General features: G+C 68.0%; 11 protein-coding genes. 6 read left to right on the top strand and 5 right to left on the bottom strand.

The window, feature by feature from the left end; genetic code table 11:
- Positions 1-4 precede the first annotated feature (4 nt).
- Complete coding sequence (gene mycP / locus IG65_RS0104090; RefSeq protein ID WP_231509046.1) at positions 5-1420, top strand: type VII secretion-associated serine protease mycosin; 1416 nt, start codon at positions 5-7, stop codon at positions 1418-1420.
- A 3-nt stretch (positions 1421-1423) separates the two neighbouring features.
- Here the strand turns inward: mycP and IG65_RS0104085 are convergent, their stop codons facing one another.
- Positions 1424-1966 (bottom strand): pyridoxamine 5'-phosphate oxidase family protein, encoded by a 543-nt coding sequence (locus IG65_RS0104085; protein WP_030513457.1) that lies wholly within the window; start codon positions 1964-1966, stop codon positions 1424-1426.
- 209 nt (positions 1967-2175) lie between these two features.
- Here IG65_RS0104085 and IG65_RS0104075 point away from each other — a divergent pair, with 209 nt between their 5' ends.
- Positions 2176-3450 (top strand): MFS transporter, encoded by a 1275-nt coding sequence (locus IG65_RS0104075; protein WP_030513456.1) that lies wholly within the window; start codon positions 2176-2178, stop codon positions 3448-3450.
- 9 nt (positions 3451-3459) lie between these two features.
- Here the strand turns inward: IG65_RS0104075 and eccB are convergent, their stop codons facing one another.
- Entirely contained in the window at positions 3460-5043 is a 1584-nt protein-coding gene (eccB, locus tag IG65_RS0104070) for a type VII secretion protein EccB (RefSeq protein ID WP_324190373.1), read from the bottom strand.
- A gap of 38 nt (positions 5044-5081) precedes the next feature.
- On the opposite strand from eccB, the gene eccE reads away from it, so the two are divergent.
- Complete coding sequence (gene eccE / locus IG65_RS0104065; RefSeq protein WP_051755310.1) at positions 5082-6758, top strand: type VII secretion protein EccE; 1677 nt, start codon at positions 5082-5084, stop codon at positions 6756-6758.
- Positions 6759-6819: 61 nt separating this feature from the next.
- Here eccE and IG65_RS0104060 read toward each other — a convergent pair whose 3' ends face one another.
- The gene (locus tag IG65_RS0104060; protein WP_030513453.1) at positions 6820-7380 is read right to left on the bottom strand and encodes an NADPH-dependent FMN reductase; all 561 of its coding nucleotides are present in this window, start codon (positions 7378-7380) and stop codon (positions 6820-6822) included.
- Positions 7381-7501: 121 nt separating this feature from the next.
- Between IG65_RS0104060 and IG65_RS0104055 the strand changes: the two genes are divergently transcribed.
- Positions 7502-8545, top strand: a complete 1044-nt coding sequence (locus IG65_RS0104055) for a GAF domain-containing protein (RefSeq protein ID WP_231509045.1) — start codon at positions 7502-7504, stop codon at positions 8543-8545.
- Positions 8546-8559: 14 nt separating this feature from the next.
- Here IG65_RS0104055 and IG65_RS0104050 read toward each other — a convergent pair whose 3' ends face one another.
- Positions 8560-9369 carry an S-methyl-5'-thioadenosine phosphorylase gene (locus IG65_RS0104050; protein ID WP_030513451.1) on the bottom strand — a complete coding sequence of 270 codons (810 nt, stop codon included), beginning with the start codon at positions 9367-9369 and terminating at the stop codon, positions 8560-8562.
- 99 nt (positions 9370-9468) lie between these two features.
- Here IG65_RS0104050 and IG65_RS0104045 point away from each other — a divergent pair, with 99 nt between their 5' ends.
- Positions 9469-9852, top strand: coding sequence for a metal-sensitive transcriptional regulator (locus IG65_RS0104045; RefSeq protein WP_369801459.1), 384 nt, complete (start codon positions 9469-9471; stop codon positions 9850-9852).
- Positions 9853-9927: 75 nt separating this feature from the next.
- Here the strand turns inward: IG65_RS0104045 and IG65_RS0104040 are convergent, their stop codons facing one another.
- Positions 9928-10773, bottom strand: a complete 846-nt coding sequence (locus IG65_RS0104040; protein WP_030513449.1) for an LLM class F420-dependent oxidoreductase — start codon at positions 10771-10773, stop codon at positions 9928-9930.
- 168 nt (positions 10774-10941) lie between these two features.
- Between IG65_RS0104040 and IG65_RS0104035 the strand changes: the two genes are divergently transcribed.
- On the top strand, positions 10942-11394 hold the full coding sequence (locus IG65_RS0104035) for an Hsp20/alpha crystallin family protein (protein ID WP_030513448.1): 453 nt from the start codon (positions 10942-10944) through the stop codon (positions 11392-11394).
- Positions 11395-11551 lie beyond the last annotated feature (157 nt).

The following is an 11551-nucleotide window of genomic DNA, read 5'->3' as shown; positions in this document are numbered from 1 at the left end:
GCGCATGAATCCGAAAATGTTCGGGCGCAGAGCAATTCGAGTCGCGGCGGTCGTCGCGGTGCTGGGGCTGAGCGCCTCGACCGGTGCGGGGGCCGCGATCGCGGACAAACCGGTGGTGAACCCGGGGGCGCTGCCGTCCGGCGGTAACCCGGCGCCGCCGGACGCCACCGAGCAGCCGGCGAATTCACCCTGTGCCAGCACGAGCACCGGCGGTGACGGCCCGACCGTGCCGACCGCGCAGCGCAGTCTGGAACTGGACAAGGCGTGGCAGTTCAGTAGGGGCGCAGGGCAATTGGTAGCGGTGATCGACACCGGCGTGATGCGCCATCCCCGGCTGCCGGGCATCATCCCGGGCGGCGACTATGTCTCCGCCGGCGACGGCACCGACGACTGCGATGCGCACGGAACCTTCGTGGCGGGCATCATCGCCGCGACTCAGATTGCGGGACAAGGTTTTTCGGGAGTCGCGCCGCAGGCGCAGATCCTGAGCATCCGGCAGACCTCGAGCTATTTCCAGAAGAAGGGCGCCGGCCGCGACAAGGGGCCCGACGCCATGCCCGAGGGGTACGGCACCACCCACACCCTGGCGCAGGCGGTGCGCCGGGCGGCCGATATGGGCGCGACGGTCATCAACATGTCCGAGGTGGCCTGCCAGGCCGGGGCGATTCCCGACGACGACCTCGGCGCCGCGGTACATTACGCCGCCGTCGAGAAGAACGTCGTGGTCGTCACGGCCGCGGGTAACAACGACAAGTGCAAGGGGACCAACCCGGTCATCGATCCGCTGGATCCGAGTGCGGATCCGTGGACGAAGGTCGATCTGAACGTCTCGCCCGCGCGGTGGGACGACTATGTGCTGCCGGTGGGCTCGATCGACGACAACGGCCAGCCCTCGAAGTTCACCGTGCCGGGCCCGTGGGTCGGCGTCGCGGCACCGGGTGAGAATCTGACCTCGCTCGATCCGCACTGGGACGATCCGCGCAGCAAGGGGACCGCCGTCGCGAAGGTGGATCAGCAGGGCAAGGCCGAGCCGATCTCCGGAACCAGTTTCGCCTCACCGTATGTCGCGGGGGTGGCCGCGCTCGTCCGTGCCCGCTACCCGGAACTGAGCGCGCTCGACGTCATCAAGCGGATCGAGGCCACCGCCCACGCGCCCGCCGAGGGGTGGAACCCGTATGTCGGATACGGCGCGGTCGACCCGGTGGCCGCGCTCACCGCACAGGTCCCGAACTCGTTGCCGCCCAAGCGGCCCAGTGCCGCCAAGAGCTGGCAACTCCCGGTGCCGACCACTCCCCCGGCCCCCGACCACACCTCCCGCAATGTGGCGCTGATCGGAACCGGTGTCATCGGCGTGCTCGCCGTGCTCGGATATCTCGCCTCGTTCCCGCTGCGCCGCCGCTTCGGTGATCGCGGCGAGTGAGGCTCAGCGCGGCTCGTCGAACCGCCAGCGCGTCGCGCCGCCCGGTTCGACGGTCGACAGCGCCGTCGCCGCGCGCACCGCGATGCGGTAGACGTACCAGGGCGGCGGGCCGGCCGCCGGCGCACTGAAATCGGCGGTCAGGGCCGTGCCCGACTCGTCGACCCGGCACGGCCATCCCTCGCCGGCCCAGTCGACGGCCCGCTGTGCCACCGTCGCCGGGTCGGTGACGCGTTCGGCGGTGCCGTTCACACTGAGGTCGAAGGTATCCAATGCGACGCCGATCGTGCAGCGCGGATCGCGAGAGATGTTGCGGGCCTTGCGTGTTCGCGGGCCGGTTTCGAACCAGAACGCACCGTCGACCCAGAGCGCGCCCACCGCGGTCATATGCGGACTGCCGTCCGGATCGATCGTGGCCAGCCAGCAGGTGTGGCGATCGGGGCCGCCCGTACCGGGCGCCTGCGGGAATCCGGCGTCCAGACCGGCCACGACGGCGGACCAGTCCAGCGGATCCAGCTCGTACAGTTCGGCGAGGTTGGTCGTCTGCATAGTGTCCATGATGGTGCGACGAGGCGCGGCGACCGGATTCATCGGTGCGCGTGCCATCGATTCGTCCGTTATAGGCGATATGCCCTGGTCGGTGCGGGTCAATCCGTCCAAGATCGACACGGGCTGCCCGGCGATGACTCAATATTTCTGACAGCGGCGGTCCAGCGGTACGGCCGTCGCGGGTCGTCGCACGAGGGGCAGGAACAGCCATGACAGTCGCCGGCAGGCAACGTCTCACTCCCGATCAGCGCAATTCGTTCATCGCGGCCCAACTGGGCTGGACGATGGACGCTTTCGACTTCTTTCTGGTCGTCTTCGTCTATGCCGATATCGCCGCTTCCTTCGATATGCCGAAATCCGACGTCGCGTTCATCACCACCGCGACGCTGATCATGCGCCCGGTGGGCGCGCTGCTGTTCGGTCTGTGGGCCGACCGGGTGGGCCGGCGTATTCCGCTGATGGTCGACGTCGCCTTCTACTCGGTGATCGGGTTCCTGTGCGCTTTCGCACCGAATTTCACTGTGCTGCTGATACTTCGGTTGCTCTACGGCATCGGCATGGGTGGGGAATGGGGCCTCGGCGCCGCGCTGGCGATGGAGAAGATCCCCGCCGAACGGCGCGGCTTCTTCTCCGGACTCCTGCAGGAGGGCTACTCGTTCGGCTACCTACTCGCCTCGCTGGCCTCACTGCTGGTGATGAACTGGCTCGGCCTGTCCTGGCGCTGGCTGTTCGCGCTCTCGGTGATTCCGGCCCTGATCATCCTCGTGATCCGGACCCGCGTGGGTGAATCGGAAGCGTGGGAGAGCAGCCGCGAACATATGCGGCTCACCCAGACCTCGTTGCGAGATGTGCTGATGAACCCGGTCGTGATCCGCCGCTTCGCCTACCTCGTCCTGCTGATGACCGCGTTCAACTGGATGAGCCACGGCACCCAGGACGTCTACCCGACCTTCCTGTCCGCGGTCGACAACGGCGGCGCCGGGTTGTCCTCGGCGACCGCCAAATGGATTGCGGTGGTGTACAACATCGGCGCCATCATCGGTGGTCTGGTGTTCGGCAGCCTGTCGCAGAAGTACGGTCGCCGCTACACCATCATCTTCTGCGCACTGCTCGGACTGCCGATCGTGCCGCTGTTCGCGTATTCGACGACCGCGGCCATGCTGTGCCTGGGATCGTTCCTGATGCAACTGGTCGTGCAGGGCGCCTGGGGTGTCATCCCGGCACATCTGACCGAACTGTCGCCCGACGCTATCCGCGGCTTCTATCCGGGCGTGACCTACCAGCTGGGCAATCTGCTCGCCTCGCTCAATCTGCCGATCCAGGAGCGGGTGGCCGAAAGCCACGGATATCCGTTCGCCCTGGCCGTCACCATCGTGCCGGTGCTGATCGCGGTGGCCTTCCTGACCCTGATCGGCAAGGAGGCCAAGGGAATTCGCTTCGGTTCGAACGAGAGCGCACTACCCGAAACGCCCGCCCGGCAATAGCCGGGCCGGCTAGTTCTGCGGTTGCTGCGCCGACTGGTCCTGCTTGGAACGCACCAGCTGCTTGGCCGGATTCGGATCCGGCGCCACGCCGTCGTGGGCCACCATGGCCTCCTGACGACCGAGCGTCGGACCGGCGGCGAGCAGGCCGACGATCTGATACGGCGCGAGTTCGGGTTTGGCCTTGTCGGCGTCCATTCCCAGCGCCTTCTGCGCCGCGGCGTCCTTGATGCCGTAGCGCACGCCGGTGTCGGCGATGAAGAACATGCTGTCGCGGCGCTGGCTGTCGGCCTCGATACCCGTGGTCTGGACGAAAAATCCCGAGCCGGGTGTGGAGTAGAAGGCATCGACGTTCGGGCCGGACCCGTCGGCCTGCGCCAGCGGCGTGGTCTGCGCGCTGTCCGGAATCGGCAGCGAATGTCCGGTCAGCACAGCCAATTCCGCGCGCTTACTGCCGTCGGCCTTTTCGGCCGCACCGGACAGTGGCTTCCAGGACATGCATTCCACCGGCTGATCCTTCGAATCGACGATGGCCGGCGCGGACGTCGGATACTGCTGCACCGGAAGGTCGTTCGACGGCGGCGCCTGGGTGCTGTCGTACTGGCTGATCTCGGGATTTTCCGAAGCCGTCGGGTTGGAGTTGCGGATGATGTCGGCGGTCAGCGGCGAGATGGGCTGCAAACCGTCGTGCAGGACCACGTAGTACTGATCCTTGGTGTCGACATGCACCACATCGCCGATGCGGTGATTGCTCAGCGAATACGCCGGGGTGCCACCGGGATCGACGATTTTCGGCGGCGTGATGGGCAGGACCTCGGGCACCGCGTTCAGCAGACCGGCACTGATCGGACGGGGAGTCATCCCGCGGATCTTCAGCGCCTCGGTCACTTTCGGATCGTTCATATCGACCCGCGCGCGCTGATTGTCGTAGATCAGATAGGCGGCGTCGCGGCCCTGCACCAGCAGCGCCTTACCCGAATCCAGCTTGGTGGCCTTGGAACCCAGCGACGGATCGCCGGCGAGCACCGTGGTGGTCAGCTCGCGGCTGCCGTCGTTCTTCAGCTCGTCGCAGATCGACCATGCGCGCCCCTTGCCGTTGCTGTCGAAATTCAGCGACGACGGCGCGCCCGGAATGCCGATCAGCGCCCCCCGGGGCTTCTTCGACAGCTCGGATTCCTTGATGGACACCGCTTTTGCGGGCTCGCCGACCGCGAGCCGCGCCGACGCGAGGTTCAGCGACGGGTGCACGACGCCGTCGATGACGGCGTAGACGGCGCCGGAATCCTTGCCCAGCAGGATCTTGTTGTCGCCGATCGACCCCTGCGGCCGCAGCAGCGCGAGCACGCCGCAGCCGGCCAGCGCGACGACACCCAGTACCAGCCCGGCGGCATAGGCACGCGATTGCGAGCGCATCGGATCGTGCAGCATCCGCACGTCCCGGCGTACCAGGGCGTGCTCCATTCGCCTGACCAGGAAGCGATAGCCGCTCACCTGCCAGCGCGTAGTGGGCTTTGAAGGCATGAGTCCTCCCCCGAACAGTGCTCGCGTTCGCCCAACACAGTACAGTTCAGCAGGACTGAAGTTCAGCTCGGCCATCGAGGAATCGGCCGACACCGGGTACTTGGGGGACGACGATGGCCGAATCCAGCGGCACCAACAGCCGCCCGCTCCTCGGACGGATCTCGCTGCCGAATCTGCTGGCCGCACAGTTACTGGGACTGCTCGTCGGCGTCGTCGTGCTCGCGGTGGGGGTACCCGGCTGGTACGCACTGGGTGCCGCGATCGTGGCCGGCCTGGTGCTGTTCATCCCGATCGGCAAGCGCACCCTCGCCTCGTGGATCGCGACGGCGTGGCGCTATGTCACCCGCCAGGACTACGACCTCGGTGACACAGTCGATTTCCGTGGCCCGGACGGCCGCTCGCTCGGTCTGTACTGGGAAGGCAGCCGCGTCGTCGCCGTCGTCGAGGTGCTGCCGCCCAAGGGCGGTCTGACCCGGATCGACCGCAACACCGTGCACGCGTCGCATCTGCTGCCGCTGCCCGAACTGGCGCAGTGCCTGAGCCAGCACGACATCCTGCTGTCCGGTATCGACATCATCAGCCACGGCCACCGCAGCCGCTCCGGCACGCCCGCGGGGCCGATCTACGAATCGCTGCTCGGTCCGCTGCCCGCGACCGCACACCGAACCGTCTGGCTCGCAATCAGTTTCGACGCACTGGCCTGTCCGGAGGCCGCGGCCCGGCGTGGCGGCGGCACGGAGGGCGCGGGCCGGGCGGTCACCATCGCCACCCAGCGCATCGTGCGCGCACTCGAGGATGCCGACTGCGCGTCGCGCGTGCTCACCGCGCCCGAGATCCGCAAGGCCGTCTGGCAGATCAGCGCCGGTGTCGACCCGCGGGCGCTCACCCATCGCTGGCGCTACGCGGAACTGGGCAACAGCGTGAACATCGGCGCGGCGGTCGATCCCAAGCAGCTCGGCTCGGATCTGCTGGCCCAGCTGTGGGTCGCGCCGTCGCGGGGAACCACCGTGGCGGTCCGCCTGCGGCCGGGTAGTTCGCCCGAGACGGTGAATATCGGCGCGGCCTGGCGACTGACCGCCCGGGAGCTGCCGGAGAAGACCAAGCGCAAGGGCATGGTGTCGCTGAGCGGCCGGCATCGCCAGAGCCTGCTGGCCCACCTGCCGATCGCGATTCCCGGCGTGGACGACACCGTCCCGATGAGCCAGTACCCGATCGACGTGGTGGGCGTGCTACATCTGCCCTCCTCCGGCTGCGGTCAGCTGATCGGCTCCGACGAGGACGGCAACGGTGTCGCGGTTCGCCTTGTCGGACAAGGCATTTCGACCGTCTACGTAGCGGGCGAGCTGTATCTGGCGCAGCAGCTGGTGTTCCGCGCACTGGCCGTCGGCGAGCGCATCCTCATCCGCACCGATCGCCCGCACGCGTGGGAACAGCTGGTCACCACCATCGGCAATCCCGAGCGGCTCACCATCGCGGTGGAAACCCATCAGAGCGATGCCGGGTTCACCGCGGCCGTGGTCGACGGTGTGCTCGCGCCCGCACCGCACGCCGGTGTCACCACGATCTACGTCACCGGCGATCCGATGGGCTGGCCGGCCACCAATCCGGATCTGTCGATCCACCAGCCGGGCGCGATCGGCAACCACGTGGTGATGCGGACCGGAACCACTCAGGTCGATCTGACGCTGGTCTCGATTCCCCGGGAGACCACCTATATCGGCAGCCCGCGGGGCCGCCGCCCGATGCCGCAGCAGGATCCCCGGCAGCGAGTCGCGCAGGCGCACGGATAATTTCGCCCCACCGGGGCCGAGTCCGGGGCACTGCTTACGTCGGCGCGGCGGCGCGACCCGCTCAGCCCGGATACGGGTCGGTTCTGCGTGCCGTGCGCAAATGACGTGCCCACCAAGCCCATTGCCGCAGGAGCCGCTGCGCGGCGTCGACGGCGGCCCCGTCGGCGGTGTTGCCGTCCGCGTCGAATTTGCGTTTGGCCTCGTGGAAACTCACGGTCTCGCGAATCGACACCATATGGATTTCCGCGACAACCTGGCGCAATTGCTCGACAGCCCGCAGACCGCCCGACAGCCCGCCGTAACCGACGAATCCGATCGGCTTGGCCCGCCACTCGCGCTTGGCGCTGTCGAGCGCCGTCTTCAGCGAGGCGGGGTAGCCGTGGTTGTACTCGGAGGTGACCGCGACGAATCCGTCCGCGGCGCCGATCCGCTCGCGGAATGCCTCGACCTGCGGCGTCGTCGTCAGGTCGGTGGGCAGGGGGGTGTCTGCCAGATCGATGACCCCGACGTCGAGGCCGGCGTCGGCACGGGCCGTGCGCAGGAACCAGTCGGCCACCACGGGCGCGAACCGCTCGGGCCGCACACTGGCGACGATGACCTCCAATCGCAGCGGATCGTCCATGGCGTCAGCCTAGTCGGCACACTCGCCGCAGCGACGGCCTGCTCGCCGCCCGCGCCGGCGGCACCGATACCCTGTGCCCCGGGCGAAAATCTTCGAGCACCATATTGGACGGCTATGGCCGATGGCCGCGACTGACGGGGCGCCGCGGATCGATCAGGAGGGGGCGAAATTCGTGATTCTCGGACATTGGCTGCTGATCGAAACACTCGACGTTCCGCCCACCTGGTCGGTCCTGGCCGTCGACACCGCACCGCGGCGATGGAAGTCGTTGGCGCGCACCGTTCCCACCCGGCTGATGCCGATCCTCACCGCCGCCGCCGCGAGCGGTGAGAGGGTCGAGCGACAGCTGCCGAAGTCCAGACATGCCTGGTCCGGACATCGCGCCTGCGCGATCGCGCTGACCGGACCCGACGACCGGGTGCACGCGGTACAGCTGTGGGTGGGCCCCGGCGAGCCACCCGCGCCACCGCCGGTCGCGACCCACCTGCTCGACGGGCGCACCCGGCGCACGGAAGTGCGTTCCGCGGGTCTGGGCCCGGCGTTCGACCGCAAGCGCAGCGTCTGGATCGGAGCCGAATCCTTCGAACATGTCGAACGTTTCGACGATGCCCTGGATCTGGCCGCGATCGTGGCACGCGCCACACCCGGATCGCGCTGGTGCGGCGAAATCTGCGTGCGCACGCCGGACGGGCTGCGCACGTTGATGATGGCGACACGCAACTCCGCCGCCGATCCCTACCTGTGGCGCGGCATTCTGGCCGATGTCACCGACAGCGTTGCGCCGCAACCCAAGTCGTTCGAGGCGGCCACGGTCGAGACGCTGGTCAGCCGCAATCCCGGAATGTATCTGGCGGTGGTCGACACCGAGCGGGTCCGGGTGATTCGCTGGATCAGCGCGCCGGTGCCGGGACTGGACTGGTCCGGTGGCACGGACGAACGCACGCTGCCACATCCCGGCGACCGGGAGCGAATCAACGCCGCGCGCACGGCGATCCGGGCCGGCGCGCCGTCGTGGACGCTGCCGAACCTCCGGCTCGCGGATACGAGCGGAGGCTGGATCACCGTGGACGTGGAGGTTTCACCCCTACCCCACGGCCCGGACGGGACCGGCGTTCCCCATTTCGCGCTGGCCCGGATCGATCTGCGTGAACCCGCCACTCCCTAGCGGTCGATGCGACGTCAGGGCAGTTCGAACGGCAGCGCCATCCCCGCGTGCACGGTGCAGTGTTCGCAGGTATCCACGCCCTCGACACCGGCGACCGCGCGACGTACGAGGGTTTTGAACGGCACCAGGTTTCGCTCGAATTCGGCGAAGACGGCGGCCGCACTGACACCGTCTCCGGCCTCCAGACCGGCATCGAGATCGGTCACCAAAGCGATGGCGGCATAACACATTTCGAGTTCGCGAGCGAGAACGGCTTCCGGATATCCGGTCATGTTCACCAGTTCCCAGCCCTGTCCGGCGAACCAGCGGCTCTCGGCCCGGGTGGAAAAGCGCGGGCCCTGCACCACGACCATGGTGGCGGCCGGTTGCATCGGCAACTCGGGCACCGCCGCGCGGGTAGCGACCGCACGCAGGTCGTCGCAGTACGGATCGGCGAAGGAGACGTGGATGCCGCCGTTGTCGAAGTAGGTCTGCGCGCGGCCGGAGGTCCGGTCCACCAGCTGGTCGGGGACCGCCACGGTGCCCGGTCCCCAGTCGGCCCGCAGGCTGCCCACCGCGCACGGCGCGAAGATCCGCCGCACGCCGATCGAGCGCAGGGCCCACATATTGGCCTGATACGGCACGGTGTGCGGGGAATACTCGTGCTTGCGCCCGTGCCGCGGCAGGAAGGCGACCTGGCGGCCCTCGACCTCTCCGACGGTGATCGGCGCGCTCGGCACACCATAGGGTGTCTCGACCTCGAGGGTGGTCGCATCGTCGCCGAAGAAATCGTAGAAGCCGCTACCGCCGATGATGGCCAGTGCGGGGCGGGGATCCGAACTCATGCCCGCAATTCTCGCGTACGCCGCGACGGCGGCCCCCGCCGCCTCACCCCGCACCCGCTACCCTGACAGTGCCCCTCGAATAATGTACCCTAGGGGGGTATGGACCATCAGGGCGGGAGCGAGGAACAGCCGGTGACCGAGGATCAGAGCAACACGGTTCGGACCGTCGAGGCGGCCGTGCAGCCCGGGCACGACCACGCCACCCACGGCTATATCACCGCCAAGGACGACTACCTCAAGCGGCTGCGCCGGATCGAGGGGCAGGCGCGCGGCCTGCAGCGCATGGTCGAAGAGGAGAAGTACTGCATCGATATCCTCACGCAGGTTTCGGCCATGACCAAAGCCCTGCAGGCGGTGGCCATGGGCCTGCTGGAGGATCACATCAGTCACTGCGTGGTCGATGCCGCGGTCCAGGGCGGTCCCGAGGCCGAGGCGAAGATCAAGGAGGCCACCGACGCCATCGCGCGGTTGGTCCGTTCCTGAGCCGCGACGACATCCCCGCACGACCGCCGCACCGCTCCGGTTACCGGATGCGGCCGGCGGTCGCGTGAACGACGATCAGACTCGCGCGGGCAGCGCCGGCGCCAGCGCGCGCAGCACCCCGATGTGGTCCTCGTCGGTGACCTGGATGGCGACCTGATCGGCGCCCGCCTTCAGGTGTTCGACCAGCGCGTCGGCGATCTGATCGGCCGAGCCGTGCAGCGCGAGCGCGTCGATCAGCCGATCGCTGCCGGGCGGGGTCAGGTCCTCGTCGCTGAAGCCGAGCCGACGCAGATTCGCCACATAATTGCGCAGGTTCAGGTAGAACTCCGTGCGCGGGCGGGCGGTCAGGCGCGCCTGGACCGGGTCGGTGTTGAACGAGATCTTGTGTTCGGGCACGAGCAGCGCATCGGGACCCAGGATTTCGCGCGCCTGCCGGGTGTGTTCGGCGGTCACGAGGTAGGGCAGCGCTCCCGCGGTGCGGTCGGCGGCCAGCTTCAGTACCCGCGGTCCGAGCGCCGCCAGCGCGAGCTGCTGTTTCGGGACTCCGTTGGCGTCGAGCACGTCGACATAGTCGACGAGCGCGTCGTAGGGCTTGCGGAAATCCGAATCCTGCTCCGGATGTCCGGCGCCGAAGCCGAGGATGAACCGGCCCGGAAAGCGGCGGTCGATGCGATGGAAGGACTCGGCCACCTGTTCGGCGGGCGCCGACCAGATGTTGACGATGCTGGTTCCGACCGTCAGCGTCTCGGTCTCCTCGAGCAGCGCCTCCACGGCCGGTAGATCCGCCGGGGGCGAGCCGCCCAGCCACAGCGTGCTGTAACCGAGACCCTCCAGCTCACGGGCCTGCCCCGGTTCGAAGCCGGCGTAGTACCGCCAGACGCCGAATTTGCCGATACTCGTGGTTCGCGCAGCCTCAGTCATATTCGTTGCGAACTCCGTTGCGCGGGCGACTATTCCGCCCGGCGCCGGAAAAAAATCCCGGTCGCACAATCTGGCACTCGCACCGTGAGAGTGCTAAATTGGGCATCGAACAGCTTACGGCGCTCGCCGCCGAGGCGGGCGTCACCACTGGATATGGAGGTGATTCCTGTGCTGAGGTTCGACCCGTTCCACGACATCGACACCGTCGCCCGGCAGCTCCTGGGGGATGCCGCCGGAACCACGCGCGCGCCACGTTTCATGCCGATGGATCTGTTCAAGGCCGGTGACCACTACGTCCTCAATGCCGATCTCCCGGGCGTCGATCCCGGCTCGGTCGACGTGAGCGTGGACAACGGCACCCTGACGCTGAAGGCGCAGCGCAGCCTGCCCGGTGACGAACATGTGCAATGGATCGCGTCGGAACGATTCGCGGGAACGTACATGCGTCAGCTGTCGCTCGGTGAGGGCATCGACACCGACAACATCAGCGCCACCTACAACGACGGCGTGCTGTCGGTGACCCTGCCGATCGCCGAGAAGGCCAAGCCGCGGCGCATCGAGATCGGCGGTATGGGACAGGGCCCGAAGACCATCGAGGCCGGCCACACCGAGAGCAGCTGACCGGTCGCGGCAGGGATGTGCCCGCGCCCATCGGCGACAGATGAGAGTGCAAGCAGCACACCACCATTCACCGGTGCAAGGCGGCCGGGTGCGCGGGCGGAACCGAGGATCGTCGCAGCGAGAAGGAGGTGAGAGCGCGCAACCCTCGAATAGCGAC

It is taken from the genome of Nocardia sp. NRRL WC-3656, assembly GCF_000720265.1.
Lineage (GTDB): Bacteria > Actinomycetota > Actinomycetes > Mycobacteriales > Mycobacteriaceae > Nocardia > Nocardia nova.
This window is presented reverse-complemented; position numbering and strand designations above follow the sequence as displayed.

Coding starts and splice junctions, on each gene's coding strand:
- IG65_RS0104045 (WP_369801459.1), top strand. CDS start 9,469: ATGGACCATCAGGGCGGGAGCGAGGAACAGCCGGTGACCGAGGATCAG.
- IG65_RS0104050 (WP_030513451.1), bottom strand. CDS start 9,369: ATGAGTTCGGATCCCCGCCCCGCACTGGCCATCATCGGCGGTAGCGGC.
- IG65_RS0104085 (WP_030513457.1), bottom strand. CDS start 1,966: ATGCAGACGACCAACCTCGCCGAACTGTACGAGCTGGATCCGCTGGAC.
- IG65_RS0104075 (WP_030513456.1), top strand. CDS start 2,176: ATGACAGTCGCCGGCAGGCAACGTCTCACTCCCGATCAGCGCAATTCG.
- eccB (WP_324190373.1), bottom strand. CDS start 5,043: ATGGCCGAGCTGAACTTCAGTCCTGCTGAACTGTACTGTGTTGGGCGA.
- IG65_RS0104060 (WP_030513453.1), bottom strand. CDS start 7,380: ATGGACGATCCGCTGCGATTGGAGGTCATCGTCGCCAGTGTGCGGCCC.
- IG65_RS0104040 (WP_030513449.1), bottom strand. CDS start 10,773: ATGACTGAGGCTGCGCGAACCACGAGTATCGGCAAATTCGGCGTCTGG.
- IG65_RS0104055 (WP_231509045.1), top strand. CDS start 7,502: ATGGCCGCGACTGACGGGGCGCCGCGGATCGATCAGGAGGGGGCGAAA.
- mycP (WP_231509046.1), top strand. CDS start 5: ATGAATCCGAAAATGTTCGGGCGCAGAGCAATTCGAGTCGCGGCGGTC.
- eccE (WP_051755310.1), top strand. CDS start 5,082: ATGGCCGAATCCAGCGGCACCAACAGCCGCCCGCTCCTCGGACGGATC.